General features: G+C 69.7%; 30 protein-coding genes. 5 read left to right on the top strand and 25 right to left on the bottom strand.

The features are described 5' to 3' along the window. Positions 1–186 precede the first annotated feature (186 nt). The 16 genes from AB0B89_RS29195 to AB0B89_RS29270 all read right to left on the bottom strand — a co-directional run bounded on the left by AB0B89_RS29195 (position 187) and on the right by AB0B89_RS29270 (position 7303). Entirely contained in the window at positions 187–564 is a 378-nt protein-coding gene (locus tag AB0B89_RS29195; RefSeq protein WP_358559227.1) for an RNase adapter RapZ, read from the bottom strand. Positions 565–579: 15 nt separating this feature from the next. After that, on the bottom strand, positions 580–759 hold the full coding sequence (locus AB0B89_RS29200) for a hypothetical protein (RefSeq protein ID WP_358559229.1): 180 nt from the start codon (positions 757–759) through the stop codon (positions 580–582). A 67-nt stretch (positions 760–826) separates the two neighbouring features. Beyond that, a complete protein-coding gene (locus tag AB0B89_RS29205) occupies positions 827–1375 on the bottom strand; it encodes a hypothetical protein (RefSeq protein ID WP_358559231.1) in 549 nt (182 codons plus the stop codon). Positions 1376–1468: 93 nt separating this feature from the next. Further along, the gene (locus tag AB0B89_RS29210) at positions 1469–1798 is read right to left on the bottom strand and encodes a hypothetical protein (RefSeq protein ID WP_358559233.1); all 330 of its coding nucleotides are present in this window, start codon (positions 1796–1798) and stop codon (positions 1469–1471) included. A 91-nt stretch (positions 1799–1889) separates the two neighbouring features. After that, entirely contained in the window at positions 1890–2246 is a 357-nt protein-coding gene (locus AB0B89_RS29215) for a hypothetical protein (RefSeq protein ID WP_358559235.1), read from the bottom strand. Positions 2247–2417: 171 nt separating this feature from the next. Then, on the bottom strand, positions 2418–4397 hold the full coding sequence (locus AB0B89_RS29220) for an FtsK/SpoIIIE domain-containing protein (protein WP_358559237.1): 1980 nt from the start codon (positions 4395–4397) through the stop codon (positions 2418–2420). After that, on the bottom strand, positions 4394–4699 hold the full coding sequence (locus tag AB0B89_RS29225) for a hypothetical protein (RefSeq protein ID WP_358559239.1): 306 nt from the start codon (positions 4697–4699) through the stop codon (positions 4394–4396). The genes AB0B89_RS29220 and AB0B89_RS29225 overlap by 4 nt, the downstream gene beginning before the upstream one ends. Then, positions 4696–4890 (bottom strand): hypothetical protein, encoded by a 195-nt coding sequence (locus tag AB0B89_RS29230; RefSeq protein WP_358559241.1) that lies wholly within the window; start codon positions 4888–4890, stop codon positions 4696–4698. The genes AB0B89_RS29225 and AB0B89_RS29230 overlap by 4 nt, the downstream gene beginning before the upstream one ends. Further along, positions 4890–5021, bottom strand: coding sequence for a hypothetical protein (locus AB0B89_RS29235; RefSeq protein WP_358559243.1), 132 nt, complete (start codon positions 5019–5021; stop codon positions 4890–4892). Before AB0B89_RS29235 ends, AB0B89_RS29230 begins: the two co-directional genes overlap by 1 nt. Further along, positions 5018–5197 (bottom strand): hypothetical protein, encoded by a 180-nt coding sequence (locus tag AB0B89_RS29240; RefSeq protein ID WP_358559245.1) that lies wholly within the window; start codon positions 5195–5197, stop codon positions 5018–5020. Before AB0B89_RS29240 ends, AB0B89_RS29235 begins: the two co-directional genes overlap by 4 nt. Next, a complete protein-coding gene (locus tag AB0B89_RS29245; protein WP_358559246.1) occupies positions 5194–5337 on the bottom strand; it encodes a hypothetical protein in 144 nt (47 codons plus the stop codon). The genes AB0B89_RS29240 and AB0B89_RS29245 overlap by 4 nt, the downstream gene beginning before the upstream one ends. Then, complete coding sequence (locus AB0B89_RS29250; protein WP_358559248.1) at positions 5337–6347, bottom strand: hypothetical protein; 1011 nt, start codon at positions 6345–6347, stop codon at positions 5337–5339. Before AB0B89_RS29250 ends, AB0B89_RS29245 begins: the two co-directional genes overlap by 1 nt. Then, positions 6344–6496, bottom strand: coding sequence for a hypothetical protein (locus tag AB0B89_RS29255; RefSeq protein ID WP_358559250.1), 153 nt, complete (start codon positions 6494–6496; stop codon positions 6344–6346). The genes AB0B89_RS29250 and AB0B89_RS29255 overlap by 4 nt, the downstream gene beginning before the upstream one ends. After that, positions 6489–6659: a hypothetical protein gene (locus AB0B89_RS29260; RefSeq protein WP_358559252.1), complete on the bottom strand. Its 171-nt coding sequence runs from the start codon at positions 6657–6659 to the stop codon at positions 6489–6491. Before AB0B89_RS29260 ends, AB0B89_RS29255 begins: the two co-directional genes overlap by 8 nt. Then, positions 6656–6907: a hypothetical protein gene (locus AB0B89_RS29265; protein ID WP_358559254.1), complete on the bottom strand. Its 252-nt coding sequence runs from the start codon at positions 6905–6907 to the stop codon at positions 6656–6658. The genes AB0B89_RS29260 and AB0B89_RS29265 overlap by 4 nt, the downstream gene beginning before the upstream one ends. Positions 6908–6973: 66 nt before the next feature. Next, a complete protein-coding gene (locus tag AB0B89_RS29270) occupies positions 6974–7303 on the bottom strand; it encodes a hypothetical protein (protein WP_358559256.1) in 330 nt (109 codons plus the stop codon). A 124-nt stretch (positions 7304–7427) separates the two neighbouring features. Between AB0B89_RS29270 and AB0B89_RS29275 the strand changes: the two genes are divergently transcribed. After that, positions 7428–7595, top strand: coding sequence for a hypothetical protein (locus tag AB0B89_RS29275; protein WP_358559257.1), 168 nt, complete (start codon positions 7428–7430; stop codon positions 7593–7595). A 26-nt stretch (positions 7596–7621) separates the two neighbouring features. On the opposite strand, the gene AB0B89_RS29280 is transcribed toward AB0B89_RS29275, so the two are convergent. Continuing rightward, positions 7622–7954 (bottom strand): hypothetical protein, encoded by a 333-nt coding sequence (locus AB0B89_RS29280; protein ID WP_358559259.1) that lies wholly within the window; start codon positions 7952–7954, stop codon positions 7622–7624. After that, positions 7947–8231 (bottom strand): helix-turn-helix transcriptional regulator, encoded by a 285-nt coding sequence (locus tag AB0B89_RS29285; protein WP_358559261.1) that lies wholly within the window; start codon positions 8229–8231, stop codon positions 7947–7949. The genes AB0B89_RS29280 and AB0B89_RS29285 overlap by 8 nt, the downstream gene beginning before the upstream one ends. 127 nt (positions 8232–8358) lie before the next feature. Between AB0B89_RS29285 and AB0B89_RS29290 the strand changes: the two genes are divergently transcribed. Next, positions 8359–9105: an NUDIX domain-containing protein gene (locus AB0B89_RS29290; RefSeq protein ID WP_358559262.1), complete on the top strand. Its 747-nt coding sequence runs from the start codon at positions 8359–8361 to the stop codon at positions 9103–9105. A gap of 50 nt (positions 9106–9155) precedes the next feature. Here the strand turns inward: AB0B89_RS29290 and AB0B89_RS29295 are convergent, their stop codons facing one another. Next, the gene (locus AB0B89_RS29295; protein ID WP_358559264.1) at positions 9156–9428 is read right to left on the bottom strand and encodes a hypothetical protein; all 273 of its coding nucleotides are present in this window, start codon (positions 9426–9428) and stop codon (positions 9156–9158) included. Beyond that, a complete protein-coding gene (locus AB0B89_RS29300) occupies positions 9418–9843 on the bottom strand; it encodes a hypothetical protein (RefSeq protein ID WP_358559266.1) in 426 nt (141 codons plus the stop codon). The genes AB0B89_RS29295 and AB0B89_RS29300 overlap by 11 nt, the downstream gene beginning before the upstream one ends. Before the next feature lie 135 nt (positions 9844–9978). Between AB0B89_RS29300 and AB0B89_RS29305 the strand changes: the two genes are divergently transcribed. Genes AB0B89_RS29305 through AB0B89_RS29315 form a run of 3 tightly spaced genes read left to right on the top strand, consistent with a single transcriptional unit; the run spans position 9979 to position 10688 of the window. After that, positions 9979–10122 carry a hypothetical protein gene (locus AB0B89_RS29305; RefSeq protein WP_358559268.1) on the top strand — a complete coding sequence of 48 codons (144 nt, stop codon included), beginning with the start codon at positions 9979–9981 and terminating at the stop codon, positions 10120–10122. Beyond that, positions 10119–10421 carry a hypothetical protein gene (locus AB0B89_RS29310; RefSeq protein ID WP_358559269.1) on the top strand — a complete coding sequence of 101 codons (303 nt, stop codon included), beginning with the start codon at positions 10119–10121 and terminating at the stop codon, positions 10419–10421. Before AB0B89_RS29305 ends, AB0B89_RS29310 begins: the two co-directional genes overlap by 4 nt. A 57-nt stretch (positions 10422–10478) precedes the next feature. Continuing rightward, the gene (locus AB0B89_RS29315) at positions 10479–10688 is read left to right on the top strand and encodes a hypothetical protein (protein ID WP_358559271.1); all 210 of its coding nucleotides are present in this window, start codon (positions 10479–10481) and stop codon (positions 10686–10688) included. Between the two features lie 114 nt (positions 10689–10802). On the opposite strand, the gene AB0B89_RS29320 is transcribed toward AB0B89_RS29315, so the two are convergent. From AB0B89_RS29320 to AB0B89_RS29340, 5 genes are all read right to left on the bottom strand, one after another. Next, positions 10803–11183 carry a DUF4190 domain-containing protein gene (locus AB0B89_RS29320; protein WP_358559273.1) on the bottom strand — a complete coding sequence of 127 codons (381 nt, stop codon included), beginning with the start codon at positions 11181–11183 and terminating at the stop codon, positions 10803–10805. Between the two features lie 65 nt (positions 11184–11248). Next, complete coding sequence (locus tag AB0B89_RS29325) at positions 11249–11974, bottom strand: DUF4352 domain-containing protein (protein WP_358559275.1); 726 nt, start codon at positions 11972–11974, stop codon at positions 11249–11251. A gap of 372 nt (positions 11975–12346) precedes the next feature. Then, positions 12347–13336: a tyrosine-type recombinase/integrase gene (locus tag AB0B89_RS29330; protein ID WP_358559277.1), complete on the bottom strand. Its 990-nt coding sequence runs from the start codon at positions 13334–13336 to the stop codon at positions 12347–12349. 40 nt (positions 13337–13376) lie between these two features. Then, a complete protein-coding gene (locus AB0B89_RS29335) occupies positions 13377–13853 on the bottom strand; it encodes a MarR family transcriptional regulator (protein ID WP_358559279.1) in 477 nt (158 codons plus the stop codon). Between the two features lie 98 nt (positions 13854–13951). Continuing rightward, the coding region (locus tag AB0B89_RS29340) for a SchA/CurD-like domain-containing protein (protein WP_358559281.1) at positions 13952–14334 on the bottom strand (383 nt) is incomplete at its 5' end.

Consider the following 14334-nt stretch of genomic DNA (forward strand, 5'->3'; position numbering starts at 1 on the left):
GGATCTCGGGCGGGGCGGGCGGCTGCTTGACGTGGGCTGCGGAATCGGCACCTCGGTCTTCCGGCTGGCGGAGTCGTCGCCGGCGGAGATCGTCGTCCTTCGCGGCGATGATGTACTCGGCGGCGGCCCTGGCCAGCTGGTCGAGTGCGTCGTCGGTGTACTTCTTCTTGGCCATGTCGTGGTCTCCTACTTCTGGATGACGGGTAACGCAATGTCCCGGTGTTCGAGCGTGACGGTGACGCCGACCGCTTCCAGGCCGCGGCTGATCTCGGCTGCGGCGGCGACGGAGCGGTGCCGGCCTCCGACGCACCCGACCGCCAGGTCGCAGTCGAGTCCTTGGCTGGTCACGCCGATGGCGAGCTGGATGGCGGCGGCTACTACGGCTGGGATGCCCGGGGTGTCAAGGACGTGGTCTCGTACCCGGTCGTCGAGGCCGGTCAGCTCGCGCATGGCCGGGTCGGTGTGCGGGTTGCGGAACCGGTGGCGAAGGTCGAGGGTCATGTCGGCCTCGGGCGGAGGGGCGTGGCCGTACCCGAATGAGTGGACGTGCACCTGTGCGGTCATGCGTGTCCCTTCCGGTCAGATGGCGCGGCAGGTGGCGGCGTGCTCGTTGGCGGTGTCGCGCTTGGCGTGGTCATGTGACTCGCCGCAGCCCCCGCACTCCCAGGAGCCGTAGCAGTAGACGGTGGCCAGGCCATCCTTGGGCTTGAAAGTCACGTAGTTGCCGCCGACTGTTCTGAACTTCGCGGTCTTGCTCATTGCTGGACTCCTGTGAGGTGGTGGGCTTGTGAAGCGGGTGGTGTCGAATCGAGGGATGAGGGAGCGGTCAGCCGAACAGCCGGCCGAGACCCTTCGCCTTGCCTCCGGCCTGCCGGATCGCGGCCTCCTGCAACTTCGCGGCCTGCCGCTTGCCGACCGCGTCCACGAGCGCGGCCTGAGCCTTGCGGCGCTCCGCGGCGGTGACGCCGTGCCCGTTCGCTGCGATCGCGAGCTTGGCGGCGGCGTTGGCCTTGCCGCTGTTGTTCTTCACCTTGGCGAGCTCGTCCGACTTCATGCGGCTGCTGAAAAGGCTCATGATGGGTTGCGTCCCTTCGGGTTGAGGGGTCCGCGTCCCGCCCGCGGCAACGGGCGGGACGCACAGGTGGGTTGAGGTGGTGGGCTGGCCGGACTCCGGTAAGCGGCGGATCCAGGGGACATCCTTGGCGGCGTCGTCCGCGGCCTTGTTGAGCCGCCGGTACTCGGGGGTTTCGTGGCGGATTCCCGCCTTCTCCTCGCGCTCCTGGTTGGCGTGAAGCGCCTTCAGCGCGCCCTTGTACTTGGCGACGGCGACCTTCTTGTCGTCCTTGCTCTGGCCCTCGTTCTTGAACAGACCCATCTCGGGCTCCTCTCGGTGTGGTGGAGCGGACGCTCCGGGCACCCGCCCGACCGTGAGACCGGGAGGGTCCGCGCAGCATCAGCGGTAGGCCTTCTAGTGGCTCTTGCTCCACGTCGAAAAGCTGTCGACGGCCGCGAACTCGCGCTCCAGCGATGCGAGATGGTCGGCAGCCGCGTTGAGCTGCGCGGCAGCGGCGTTCTTCTGCGGGCCAGGCGCGTACCTGTCGTACAGAGTTTTGGCCTGCCCATGTGCCCGCCGGGCCCGGTGGAGACGCTGCAGCACGTCGTGGCGGTCCCTGCGCCACGCGTCCTCGCGGTTCCGCCGTGCCTGTGCTGCGGCGTCGGCGTTCGTGCGAGCGGCCACTGCTTCGGCTTCACGCGCTTCCAGCTCTTGCCGCTGTTTCCTGCTCGTGAACAGGCCCATGTCGGCCTCCCTCGGATGGGGTCGGGTGGAGCGGCTGCTCCGGGCGTGGCCACGGCGGCGGGGCCGAGGGCACACCCGCAGCAGCCGCGTGTCACCAGGCGGTGGACCGGTCGCGCGTCTCCGCCTGGCCGTAGTGGTGCTCGGCGGCTTCCAGCGCGGGCTGGGGTCGGGACGCGAGGATCTCGGCGTGCACCCGCCGCGGCGCGGGGCGGGACTGGGTGCGCACGACCTGGCGGACCGGGTCGGCGCGGCGGCGCAGCAGCAGGATCGTGGAGACGGCCGCCCACCCGACGAGGACCATCCACACGTAGGCGGTGAGCGCGGTCCCGGCCGCCACGTACAGGGCGAGCCCGCTGGCGGCGATCCCGCCGACGATGAGCCCGGCTTTGCTGAGCATGGCGTTCGCGAGGATGGCGCCGGCGGTGACTTTTGGCGGTGGTGAACACATGTTGATCTCCATTCGGCGTGAAATCAGGGGTCTGGTGACCCCTCGGGCGAGGGTCTAGAACTAGACATTTCGGGCCTAGGAACTAGACGGATCGCCTAGGAAAGTAGAGGCTTCTGACCTGGGAAAACCGGTTCCTAGATGGTCTAGACGGGGGTCGTCGGGGGTAGCGGATCACCGCCTCTGAAGCCGGGTGAGCGCCTCCACGAAATCGCCCCGCCGGTAGCCGTTCCGATTGGTCCCATCAATGTCCTGACCCTTCGGCGCGATGCCGTGCGGGCGCAGCCGCCGGGCCAGCTCACCGGGGTCCCCGGCCAGGTCGGCGAACACCGGGTCCTGGGCGATCCGGTCCAGCAGGTCGGCGGTCCAGATCTTCTCCGCATCGGCGCACGCCGCGATGCACGCCTTCAGCAGCAGCACGTCCGGGTGGGACTCGCGGACCGGCAGCGTCCCGGCAGCCTCGCGGATCCGGTGAGCCCGGCGGGTGATGACCTGCACGTCGTTGTCGTCCAGGTAGCACGAGCGCAACCACAGCGGCATGGCGCCCTCAGCCAGCAGCAGCCCGGCGCCCCGCTGGGTGGAGTCGATCGTGGAGGCGTTGTAGCCCCGCCCCGCCCACCCCATGCCGAGGATCGTGTCGGAGGCCTGCGGGGTGGTGCAGCGCAACGCCCACCGGATCGACAGGATGTCGCGAAGCAGCGTGGGCACCACCTCGGCGGCCGGCCGCTGCGTGGCCGCGGACAGGACGATCCCGGACGCGCGGCCGCGGGACACCAGGTCCCACAGCACCTTGACGATGCGCTTGCCGAGCTCTTCGTCGGTGGAGAACCGCTGGATCTCGTCGATGTGCAGGAACTCCAACGGCATGCCGAGGTCCTGCCAGTTCTCGGCGGTCACCTTCCGCTGACCTGCCCGCTTCAGGTCCCGGTACCGGGTTTCCATCAGATCCTGCAGTTCGAGGGCGATGTCCAGGCACGACTCAGGGTCGGGTTCGGCGAGGAACCGGTGCGCGACCTGCTCGTAGTCGAGCAGGTCGGCGCCACCCTTGCCGTCGATCAGCCACATCCGCGCGTGCGGGTCGAGGGCGACGGCGCCGAGCACGTTGTGGTCGGCCGAGGACTTGCCGGACCCGGCCTCGCCGCCGACCAGCAGCGACCGTTCGATCAGCGAGAACTTCATCGAGCGGCCGCGCGCGTCCAATCCGACGTGGACTTTCTCCCGCCACACGTCGAACGTGTCGGACCGGGAGACCAGCGGCGATGGGATCGGGTCGCCGGCCAGCGGGTCCTGGTCAGCGCACCAGATGGTCACCCGTCCGTTGTGCCCGCGTACCGGGTCGACAGCGAGCTGGGGGAGGCCGACGCCGAACGCGGCGGCGATCTCCGGCTGCCGCTTGATGACCTTCGAGGCGGGGACGCCCCGTTTGGGGTCCACGACGGCGACCCACGCAGTGTTGCCGGGGTCGCGGACCACCGGGCCGATGACCCGGATCTCGTCGACCTTGCCGATCTGGCCGGCGTCTGCCAGCCCCTGGCGGACGGCCTTGCTGCCCGGGTGGGTGCCGATGCTCCGCGACGCGTCGTCAGCGTCCCCGCTGGTCGCAGTGCGACGGGTCATCCACTCGGCGACCCCGCCGATGGTGGCGACTGCGGCGGCCAGTCCGGCGGGCAGCGCCCACAGGGGCAGGTGCATCGCGGACGAGGCGACCAGGTCGCCGACGACGCCGCCCCCCGCGGCCCACAGGGTGATTTTCCGCCGCTTCGCGCGGGTGTCGAGCACCATCTCCGGGCGCCCGGCCAGGTGCTGGTCCAGCTCGGCGGCCATGAGCCACCGCCACCACGCCCCAGTCACCCGGCCAAAACCGATGGCCCCGTACGCGGTGCCGCTACGGGTTGCCCTCGCCGCGACCCGCAGCACCCCGCCCCGTTCGGCGTTGAACGTCTCGACGCGGCGTATCACCAGGTCGACGGTGCGGCCGGGCGTCCAGATGCGGGTGGGTTCGACGACGCCGGCTGCGGGGGGCTGGGCGCGGTCGCGGACGGCGATCGGCGCGTGCTCGTCGGCCATGCTGTCCTCCTGGTCGGAGTCGGCGACGGGCAACGGCGGGGCGTCACCGTCGCGGACGGGCCGTAGATGCCGGTAGGGCTGTGTCATCGGGCGATCTCCAGTCGGCAGACGCGGACGGGGCGGTCGTCCATGGCGGCAGCGGAGGCGCCCCGGCATGCGAGGGCGGCGAGGGCGAGCAGGGCGCCGTACATGCCGGTCCTGGTGGCCGCGTACAGGGCGATAGCCGCACCGCCGACCAGGGCGCACACGAGCAGCCAGGCGACGCGCTTCCATCCGGCGGCGCGCAGGTCGGCCCACACGCGACTCGGGGTGCGCGCGGTCGGGACGTCCTCGCGCATGGAGCACACAGCGAGGGCCACCACGGCGAGCAGGGTTATGAACGCGGTCATCGTCCGCCGCCCTTCCGGCTGTGACGCCGGTCGATGAGCTCGAAGTAGTCGGGGGTGCCGAACTCGGGGCACTGGCAGGGGGCGTTGGTGCACAGCGCGCAGCGGATCTGGGAGGCGTCCATCTCACCGGACGCGTACGCGTCGAAGTCGGGGGAGAGCTTCACGCTGAGCTGGGGCTTCTTGCTGGCCATCAGGCGTTCCCCCTCGGGGCGTGGTATTCGGTGTTCAGGTCGGCGGCGAACACGCCGTGGCCGGTCTGGCAGGTGTAGAGGACGGGGCCGCCGTCGAGGGCGGCGCCACAACGGGGGCACGGGCGGGTCATCGGGTCCTCCTACGGCGGGACTGGTAGACGCGAATCCCGTGGTAGGCCCACAGGCCGAAGTAGGCGGCGACGCCGAGCAAGACGTAGAGCAGGCCCTGGGACCAGGGGACGAAAACGAGTGCGAGGGTCGTGGCGATCAGGACGGCGGCGACCTCGCCGCACTCCCAGCGGGTCATGACGTCCTCCTGCACGGGATGAGCTGGGCGGCGCGCGCGCACCCGTCGCAGCCGCGGGCGTGGCCCCGGCCGTGGACGGCGCACTGCGGGGTGTCCTCGGTGCGGTGGATGCTGTTGCAGAGCGGGTACTGGTAGCGCATCAGGCACCTCCGGCGGCGAGCAGTTTCTGGACCTCGCTGGCCTTGTCGGCGCCGACGCCGAGCGCCTTCCGGATCTTGTGGACGCCCGGGTTCGGGGGTATCTCACCGGCCGCGATCATGTCGCGGACGTGGTCGGCGAGCACCTGTACCGGGGCTGTACTGAGGGTGTACCGGTCGGACACGTTTTCCCTGTACCGGGCGTGTACCGGGGGTGTACCGGAGGGTGTACCGCGCCATGGCACCGGCAGGTCGGCAATGATCTTCCAAATGGTCGGCAGGACCCACACCGACAGCACCGCGGCGACCGGCCCCAGCGAGTGGACGATCAGCTTCAGAAGGTCGAACGGCAGGGCGAACGCCGGCCAGCAGTTCAGGGTCAACGTGAGGCCGAGGAGCACCAGTTCGACGCGGAAGAGCCGTCGCCCTTCGGGGCTCTTGCGGTCCACGACCTTCCCGCGGATCGCGGAGTACGCCTGCACGCCTACGGCGGCGAGCAGCGGGAGGGACAGGACGGCTTCGACGCCGTACGCGGACCACCACCCGGCGCCGTACTCGTCCAGGTCGAGCGCCTTGGCGACGCTGCCCTGCACGCCGATGGACGACACCGCGAGCGCGATCCCGGCGGCGGCCATGGTCATGCGCGTGGTCACCCGCCGGATCCGCGCGTCCCGGTGGGCGAGCGCCGCAGGGTGTTGGGCGAGTTCGTGGAGTCGGGCCGCTTCCCAGGTGCGGCGGCGCAGCTTGCGCACCTTGGTCGTGTCCAACGTGAACGGTGTCTCGTCGTCCTGGAGTTCGGCGAGCAGGTGTGCTTCGGCGACCTCCCGGCGGAGCTGGTGGACGCGCTTGGTCTCCCCGTCGACCTCCGGGCGCTCACGCACTGCGGGGAGCGGGGCGGGCGCCACGGGTGCGACCTCGGCCAGGTGGCCCTCGATGGCGGCCAGGCCCTGCGCGACTTCCTCGGGCGAGGGCTCGCGGGGCGGCTCCGGGATCGGTCCGGCGGTCGTGCTCATCGGGGGACCGCCTGACGGGTGACGTACGCGACGGCGGCCTCGAAACACGCCGGCTCGCAGGCCTGCATGTACGACAGCAGCGTCCGCGTCTGCACGGGGGTCAGGTCGGAGAGCACGTCCTGCATCGCGGTGGTGGTCGGGTCAGCCACGGCGGGTCTCCTTCCGCTGCTGCGCGGTGAGCTTCTTGTGGAGCTCGTTCTCGCTGAGCGCGTCGAGGGTGGCGGGGAACACGGCGGGGACGGCGTTGCGGGTGGCGTACCAGCGGCCGTCAGCGGCCTGCCAGATGGTCCAGCCGGGGAAGTCGGCGGTCATCCGGCCTGCTCCTCTTCGATCTCCCGCGTCACCGCGAGCAGCGGCAGGTGGTCGCGGAGGAAGGTGTACAGGCGCTGCTCCTGCTCGAAGCCGTCGAGGCGGTTGAGGAACTCGATGAAGTCCTCGATGGGGTCGCCGGTCACGACCATCGTGAGCAGGCGGCGGGGGGCGTTGTCGCGGGCGGGAGGGCCGGGCAGGAAGAACGGCTGCGGCTCCTCGGGCGAGGGCGTGACGGTACGCTCGTTCATGAATCTCCTCCTGTGAACGCGGGTGGTGGATTGGGCGGGCCGGTGCTGCAATCACCGGCCCGCTTTTCAGTTGGCGAGAAGGCTCGGCATTTCGAGCGGCTGCGGGTACTGGGCGGCGTACCAGCGCTCCCATGTCTCTTCGAACACGGGCAGGTCCCGTCGGGTCCACGCGAAGGTCTCGCGGAGCGCCCCGGTGGGGGTCTCCTCGGCTCGCTTGCCGGGCTTGGTGCCGTGCTCGGCCTCGTACAGGGAGGCGGCACGGCGTGTTGAACGACTTTGAAGATGCCGATGTAGTGGGCGGAATGCGGCATCCTGTCTGCCGACAAAATCGGATGCATGTTCCGGGTGACCGGGGAGTTCGTCGGCGGCGGCACCTTGCCGACGGAGGGCATGCAAAGGCCCTCCCGGTATCTCTTGGCGGAGTCGCCCGGGAGGGCCGTGTAGCGCTCGGAGGCGCTGTGCTCACGGTAGGGGCGAACCCGGAAAAGGTCGAGCGGCAGCTGTCTGCCCGGGAGCTGGCGTGCCCGGATTGCGGGGTGCCGTTGAAGCCGTGGGGGTGGGCTCGGGCGCGGACATTGCGCGGCGGCTCGGCGGCGGTGGTGGTGCGTCCGCGGCGGACTCGCTGCAGGCTCAGAGCCTTCACCTTGTCGAGCACTTCGACGCGGCCGGCGTACTGGGCGCGCAGTGACGGGGACTCGGTCAGGGCAAGTTCGTTCATCGCGCCGACGCCTTAGAGTCCGCCGTGGCGGCCTGACGGCGGGCCACCTCCTCGCGGGCAGCGTTCGCATAGGACGCGTACAGCGGAGAGTCGGGGTTCTTCGCGACGAGCTCCTCGGCGATAGAGAGCTCGATCGTCAGGTGATCGACAGCGATGTTCGGCAGCGCGGCGATGTCGCTGGCGATCATGTGCTCGCGGGCGGCAAGGGCATCGGCGCGCTGCTTCTCTCGGGTGGCTTCGATGGCCGCGCCGAGCGCGGCATGGAGCTGTTCGGCCTGCTCCAGGGTGAGGGGCTGGACCACCGGCAGAATGATCGGGAACTCAGGCACGGGTTCCACTCCTTGCAGGAGGATCAGTGGGGTTGTCGGGGACGACCTCGAACAGGTCGGGAAACAGGTCCGCGCCGAAGGCGTCGACGATCCCGGCGATGAACCGCGCGGACATCGCGGTCCGGCCATTCAGGACGCGGTAGACAGTGGTCGGATCGACGCCGATCTTGCGGGCCAGGCTGGCGTCAGTGTCCAAACCGGCGAGACGTCGGTACTTGTTGAGCTTGTCGCCCCGTAGGACGAGGGTCGCCATGACCGCTCCAGTCGATGCCGTCATCGATGCAGTCACCTCCTTCGCGATGACTGCGTGGATGCATATAAAGCTAGCGGCGACACTGCGTGGATGCAACCCTCTAGTTGATTCGTAGTAGAAATGACTGCATCCATGCAATTAGGCTTGGGGTATGACGGACACGTGGTGGCAGTACGTCGAGCGTGTGGCTGCCGGGGCAACCCAGGTATCGATTGCAGGCGCGGCTGGGGTAAAGCCGTCCACGGTCTGGCGCTGGAAGGCTGGCGCGACGCCTAGTACCGAAGTCGCCATCCGGCTCGCTCGCGCCTATGGACGTCCGATTGCTGAAGCGCTCGCTGCCGCCGGTGTGATCACACCCGGAGAGGCTGGCGTCACCGAGGTGGTCGTCACGATGAGCCCATCTGAGTTGGATGACGATGACCTCATCAGAGAGGTTCGCAGGCGCATGACCCGATACCGCAGCCATGCAGAGGAGTACGACCACGTGCCTGAGGAAGCTACGAAACCCGAGCGTCCGCCTGTCGTCGCCGCCATCGTCACCTGTGAGCGTGGCGTCTTGGTCGGCAGGCGCAACGACGGAAAGCCGCCTTGGACGTTCATCGCCGGAGAGGTCGAGCCCGGCGAGTCCATGGCCGACGCGGCCATCCGTGAGGTCAAAGAGGAGACAGGCCTAAGAGTCGTGGCGGCAGAACGAGAGATCGCGCGGCGGGTCCATCCGAAGACCGGGCGCACAATGATCTATCTGGCATGCTCGCCGACCGGCAACACCGAAGTTTTCGTCGGCGACAAGGACGAACTCGCCGAGGTTAGATGGGCAAGCCTGGCCGATGCCGAGGAACTCCTGCCGGGGTTGTTCGAGCCGGTACATCGGTATCTGCTGGAGCAGCTCGGAAGCTAGTAAAGCGCTCCGCCCAGTCAGGCGGGGCGCTCGACCCTGTCCCGATTGTGTCAGTCGCCTTCCGTCTGTCCTAGCCCATCGATCTTGCCGTCGCGCACGTCGGCGAGGGCTGCAAGGTATCCGGTTTCGATCGCCCGTTGCACGATGTTGGCGATGGCCTCTGGCATGTACGTCCAGCCACCCCACGCTGAACACAGGTTCGCGGTTGCCTCCCGCGCCTCCCGCACGTCGGCGGGGTCGTCGCGCCGCCCAGAGCTCAGGATGTTGGCCGATTGTTCCCAGTCGGTCAGATCTGCCGACGTGTAAATGACCTCACTCATCATTGCCCTCACGCTGCTGGTCGCGCCAATCCCCGAAGTTCTGCGGCCACTTACTCAGGCGCGTTCCGCCGGATTGGTAGCGCACATACAGGCGCCAGCAGGTGGCCTGGAGGTCGTTGAGCCAGTGTTGACCCATGAGTTCATATGGCGCGGCGTTCGTTTGGCGGCCAACGTAGTCGTGCATGGCGGCGTCATTGGCGTTGAAGAACATCATGAGGTACTTGGCGAGGTCTGCGATCTCGACCGGCCGCGGGTCGGATTTGTGCAGTATCGAGATTTTCGGCACGAGTTTTTCGAGGAGGTAGTCAGTTCGACTTTCGCTTGGGAGGTCTTCCCAGAAGGGTCGGTCGTCGGGGCCGGGGAGGAGGTCCAGTAGATCGATCAGGTGTTGCAAGTCGGGATCCGAGGCGGCGCTCATGTCATGATCATGACTCGCGTGAGTCCGAATTCAAACGACTTCCCGGATAGTGTCCGATTCCGGCCAGACGGCTTGCGCGGTCCAACTTTGTGTTGTCTCAGTGACGCCTGCGGACGGGCGGCGTAACGTCGAACCATGGCCAACGATGACGAGCAGGAGCGGCCGGTCTGCGGCACGTGCATGGGCGCCCAAGGCGAATGGGTGGACCGCAACGGCAACTCCCCGAAGCAAACCGTCTGGGTGCCCTGCACGGCCTGCTCCGGGACCGGTCGGACGTGACCGACCCCATCACCTGCCCCGAGTGCTCCGGGGCCGGAGGGCAGCGCCTAGGCCCGCTGTTCCTGGCATGCCGGTTCTGCGGCGGCCGGAGAGTCGTCGGCGGTGAGCACGAGCCCGCCGAGCCGCCGCCGCCGCCCACCTCGCCGCCGCCGGCATGGGAGCACCGCATCTGGCGGAACCCCGCAATCGCTGCCGCCCTGCCCTGCCGGTACTGCCTGGGTGCCGGTCAGGTATCCCACGTGGACGCGGACGCCCGGACCCTGGTCAGCGTGCCCTGCGTATGCCGCGCCACGACCTAGGGTCAGTTGTGCCCGATGCGCCCCCGCCCTGACCGGACGCGCCGTATCCTGAGCCCCATGGCTTACATCGAGGACCGGGTCTCCACGGTCGAGTCCGACATCGCCGAGATCAAAGAGGTTCTGGCCGGGCACACGCGCTCGCTGACCGCCCTTGAGCGGAACCTGTCGCTGGTGCGCGACGACGTCGCCGAGCTGAAGGCCGGCCAGATCGAGATCCGCGACCTGCTCGCGCGGGTCGTCGCCCGGCTCGAAGGCGTGCAGGCGTAACCCTCGGTCGCGGCCCCGCGCCCATCGCCGGGCGCGGGGCTTTCTGTTGCCCGGCCGCAGGTACCCTGACCTGCGAGAGCCCCGGTGCGGGGAAGCTCCGGGGCTCTCCTGCCGTCAGGGGGTCGGGCCGGTCGGGCCGTCCGACATGATCCCGCCCATGATGACGAAGATCGTAAACAGTGCCATCGGGATCACGAAGATGTACCCGAGGATCAGCCCGGCGATGGCGTTCCCGTGGCCGGCCTTCTCGCCGTTCTTGGTCTCCGAGATCCCCAGGTGGCCGCAGGCGACCGCGAGGATGCAAGGCAGCCCGAACATGCACCAGCCGTCCAGGATGCCCACGATGCCCAGCACGAGGCTCGCTGTGGCGTAACCAGAGGTCGGCACCACCCGCGGGGGAGGGTAGGGCTGGTAGCCGTACACCGGGGGTGGACCGTAGTGGCCGTAGTTCGGCCCGTACTGCGGAGGCTGGTCGGGCGGCGGGGGGTAGGACATCGTCTCTCCGTGGGGAAGCCGGCTGTGCGCGTGGACGGTGCGGGGATCTTCCCCGTCTCCGGGGCCTATTTCAGGGTCCACTCGCCCTTCTGGTCGGCGAACCCCGAGTTGAGCGCGAACTGGAATTTCGCCAGCTTCACCCCGTCGGGGATCTCGTAGAGGATGACGCCCTTGCGGCTGTCGCCAGGGGATACGGTTACCGCGCTGAGCAGCACGCCCTCGCGGACCTCGCCGAACGTGTTGTTGTACTGCTGCCCCTGGTCGTCTATCAGGCGGGCTCCGTTGGATGGGGCGTCGCTGTAGACCCCCTGCCCCTTGTTGTCCAGGCGCAGCTCGACGGCCACGTACCGGGCCCCGGTCTTCGGCTTGATGATGTCGTTCGCCGGGGTGGCAGGGTCGGTCACCTTGGTCACCGTGACGTCCACCTTCAGCCCCGAGTCGGCGCCTTCCAGGGAGATGGTGCTGCCCACCGTGGCCGCCGCGGGTTGCGTTTCGGCCGGTGGCTGGGTGGTCTCGGCGGTCTCGGCTGGCTGTGTGGACACCTCGTCCCCGGTGCGGGCCGGCTTGGAGGCGGGTGGGGCTGTGGCCTCGACTAACTCGGGGGCGCTGTTGCCGATGGCGACGAGGGCGGCCGTGCAGCTGAACAGCAGGACCAGGGGAAGGCCTATCACGAAGATCCAGAAGAGCGGGCCCTTCCCCGGCTTGTGCGGGGGCTGCGGGGGCGGGTAGCCGTACCCGCCGGGCGGGCCGTAGTAGGGCGGCTGACCGGGAGGGCCTTGCTGGTACGCCATGGGATCTCCGAGGGTGGCTGAAACATGAACGTCTCAGAGACGGGCCGTTTGGGCGCCAGGGTTACGGCGCTCGGCGACGGAGATCAGATCGTGACCGCCCGTAAGTGGCCGGATACGACAAAGCCCCGCATCCGGTAACGAAGCGGGGCATCCTTCGGTATGTGTAGTGTCAGATCACATCGGCTACTCGACTCTAACCCACTCCCAGAGGTTCTTATTCCAGACCTGCCGTTCCGGGCACTCCCGGGCCGGGATACAGGGGCGTACTGGGGCCGGTCAGGGGTCACAATGGGGAACCATGCTGGAGACCGAGCGGCTGATCCCGCGCCCGTGGCGCGAGGAGGACCTGGCGCCCTGCACGTCCTGGGCGGCTCAGGGCCCGCCGGGGCGCAGGGGGCGGGCGTCGGGCATCCGCAGCCGGTCGACGGCCTCCCTGCGGCGGCTCTCGGGACGGCGGTCGTAGCGCGCGGTGGTGACGGGGGAGGCGTGGCCGACCAGCGCCTGGGTGGTGGCCAGGTCGACTCCGGCGTCGAGCAGTTCGCCGATGAACGTGCGCCGGAAGTCGTGCGGGGTCCGCTTGGTGGCCCCGGCGGCGGCGAGGCGCCGGGCCAGGATGTCGGCGATCGCCTGCCCGGTCATCGCCGCCGGCCTCCCCCCGGGGGCCCGGAGGCGCCCGGCCCTGCTGATGGGGGCGAACAGCGCGCCCGCCTCCCGCCCCCGTACGGCCAGCCAGGCCTCGGTGCGGGCCACCGCCTCGGCCGTCAGGTAGACCAGGCGTTCCTTGTCGCGCTTGCCGCGCACGCGCAGGGAGCGCGCGGCGACGTCGTAGTCGCTCAGCGCGAGCGCCGCGACCTCGGCGCGCCGGCAGCCGGTGGAGTACAGCACGGCCAGCAGCGCGCCGTCGCGCACCCCGGCGGGGGAGTCGTCGCGGTCGCAGACGGCCAGGGCGGCGCCGACCACCTCCGGCGGGACGTGCTGCCCGGTGGGCAGGCGGGTGTGCCGCAGGGTGGGCAGGTCGGCGGCGCGCTGGTAGTCCTCGGCGCTCATCTTGCCGAGGCGCCAGGCTTCGCGCATCACCCGGCGCAGCGCGACCAGGTGCTTGTTGACGTAGGCGGGCGACCATCCCTGCTCGGTGAGGATCGTGCGGATGCGCACGGTGTGCTCGTAGCGCAGCAGGTGCCAGGGCTGCCCGGCGCCGGTCGCGGCGGGGTCGCCGGAGATGACGCGGGCGACCCTGTCGAGGCACCCGCGCATCGTGCGCCGGGACTCGGCGCTGGCCAGGGCGTCGAGGTAGACCACGTAGGGGTCGCCGGCGGGCGTGACGGCGCCCAGGCCGGGGTCGGGTACGGCGGGCACGTCCACGGTGCGATCTTAGGCCGGTCCCGCCCCGGCCGTTGTTAATCTACATTGTAAAGGCCTCAGGTTGGGTGCGGAACGTCATGGACAGGTCGCTCAGCCTGCGGCTCTCCGCCATCAGAGCGGCGACCAGGCCGAGGTCGTCACATCTGCGCCGGACCAGGGGGTACCAGGCCTCGCGCAGCTCCCGGAGGGCCGGTTCCACGCGGGCCCGGTGGGCGACGCGGTCGGGGTGGACCAGGATCCGGTGGCTGTCGGCCTCGCGACGGCGTGCGGCGTAGCCGTCGTGTTCCAGGTGGCAGACCACCTCGGTGGCCTCCTCGTCGGTGAGCCCGGCCAGCGCGGCCAGGCAGCGGACGGACATGGGGCCCTGGCGGCACAGCACAGAAAGGCACCGAAAGTGGGTCGCGTCCAGCCCGACGCGCGCGGCCAGCGCCTCCACGAGCCGGTTGGCCTGCGCGAACAGGGCGGCGGTCTGGCGTTCGACCGCCTCAAGGACGTCGACGGTCTCGTCGTGCGGCATGGTGGTCACTCCAATCGCGGCGGCGGGGCCCGGGCGGAGTGCCGCGGGCCCCGGCTCGGCGGAGCGGCGAGCGCCGGTTCCGCCTCCCGCGGCCGATGTCACAGCCGGGTGGGGTGGGTCTCGCTGGACGACTGCGTGACGCACCGCATCATCGAGTTGCGGAAGAACGCGGCGAACCCCTCGGAGGTGGCGGTGTCGCGGGCGTCGGCCAGGAACGGCACGATCTCGTCCTCGATGATGTGGACGTGCCGCTGGCCGGCCAGGTGGCGGGCGATCCCGGCGAAGTCGCCCTCGTAGTGCACCAGCCGCACCAGGACGTCGTCCTTGACGAACACCCCGGTCCCGAGCAGGCGGGCGGTCTCCTCGCCGTTGTCGTCGGTGACGATCGGCGACTCCAGCCCCTCCCGGAACACCTCCACCGCCACCGTGCCCTCGGCGTGCCGCTGGGCGTTGTCCAGCAGGTTGGCCAGCGCCCGGTTGA

This window comes from Sphaerisporangium sp. NPDC049002, assembly GCF_040649355.1.
In the GTDB taxonomy this organism is placed as follows: domain Bacteria; phylum Actinomycetota; class Actinomycetes; order Streptosporangiales; family Streptosporangiaceae; genus Sphaerisporangium.

Coding starts and splice junctions, on each gene's coding strand:
- AB0B89_RS29195 (WP_358559227.1), bottom strand. CDS start 564: ATGACCGCACAGGTGCACGTCCACTCATTCGGGTACGGCCACGCCCCT.
- AB0B89_RS29200 (WP_358559229.1), bottom strand. CDS start 759: ATGAGCAAGACCGCGAAGTTCAGAACAGTCGGCGGCAACTACGTGACT.
- AB0B89_RS29205 (WP_358559231.1), bottom strand. CDS start 1,375: ATGGGTCTGTTCAAGAACGAGGGCCAGAGCAAGGACGACAAGAAGGTC.
- AB0B89_RS29210 (WP_358559233.1), bottom strand. CDS start 1,798: ATGGGCCTGTTCACGAGCAGGAAACAGCGGCAAGAGCTGGAAGCGCGT.
- AB0B89_RS29215 (WP_358559235.1), bottom strand. CDS start 2,246: ATGTGTTCACCACCGCCAAAAGTCACCGCCGGCGCCATCCTCGCGAAC.
- AB0B89_RS29220 (WP_358559237.1), bottom strand. CDS start 4,397: ATGACACAGCCCTACCGGCATCTACGGCCCGTCCGCGACGGTGACGCC.
- AB0B89_RS29225 (WP_358559239.1), bottom strand. CDS start 4,699: ATGACCGCGTTCATAACCCTGCTCGCCGTGGTGGCCCTCGCTGTGTGC.
- AB0B89_RS29230 (WP_358559241.1), bottom strand. CDS start 4,890: ATGGCCAGCAAGAAGCCCCAGCTCAGCGTGAAGCTCTCCCCCGACTTC.
- AB0B89_RS29235 (WP_358559243.1), bottom strand. CDS start 5,021: ATGACCCGCCCGTGCCCCCGTTGTGGCGCCGCCCTCGACGGCGGCCCC.
- AB0B89_RS29240 (WP_358559245.1), bottom strand. CDS start 5,197: ATGACCCGCTGGGAGTGCGGCGAGGTCGCCGCCGTCCTGATCGCCACG.
- AB0B89_RS29245 (WP_358559246.1), bottom strand. CDS start 5,337: ATGCGCTACCAGTACCCGCTCTGCAACAGCATCCACCGCACCGAGGAC.
- AB0B89_RS29250 (WP_358559248.1), bottom strand. CDS start 6,347: ATGAGCACGACCGCCGGACCGATCCCGGAGCCGCCCCGCGAGCCCTCG.
- AB0B89_RS29260 (WP_358559252.1), bottom strand. CDS start 6,659: ATGACCGCCGACTTCCCCGGCTGGACCATCTGGCAGGCCGCTGACGGC.
- AB0B89_RS29265 (WP_358559254.1), bottom strand. CDS start 6,907: ATGAACGAGCGTACCGTCACGCCCTCGCCCGAGGAGCCGCAGCCGTTC.
- AB0B89_RS29285 (WP_358559261.1), bottom strand. CDS start 8,231: ATGACGGCATCGACTGGAGCGGTCATGGCGACCCTCGTCCTACGGGGC.
- AB0B89_RS29290 (WP_358559262.1), top strand. CDS start 8,359: ATGACGGACACGTGGTGGCAGTACGTCGAGCGTGTGGCTGCCGGGGCA.
- AB0B89_RS29295 (WP_358559264.1), bottom strand. CDS start 9,428: ATGATGAGTGAGGTCATTTACACGTCGGCAGATCTGACCGACTGGGAA.
- AB0B89_RS29300 (WP_358559266.1), bottom strand. CDS start 9,843: ATGAGCGCCGCCTCGGATCCCGACTTGCAACACCTGATCGATCTACTG.
- AB0B89_RS29305 (WP_358559268.1), top strand. CDS start 9,979: ATGGCCAACGATGACGAGCAGGAGCGGCCGGTCTGCGGCACGTGCATG.
- AB0B89_RS29315 (WP_358559271.1), top strand. CDS start 10,479: ATGGCTTACATCGAGGACCGGGTCTCCACGGTCGAGTCCGACATCGCC.
- AB0B89_RS29320 (WP_358559273.1), bottom strand. CDS start 11,183: ATGTCCTACCCCCCGCCGCCCGACCAGCCTCCGCAGTACGGGCCGAAC.
- AB0B89_RS29325 (WP_358559275.1), bottom strand. CDS start 11,974: ATGGCGTACCAGCAAGGCCCTCCCGGTCAGCCGCCCTACTACGGCCCG.
- AB0B89_RS29335 (WP_358559279.1), bottom strand. CDS start 13,853: ATGCCGCACGACGAGACCGTCGACGTCCTTGAGGCGGTCGAACGCCAG.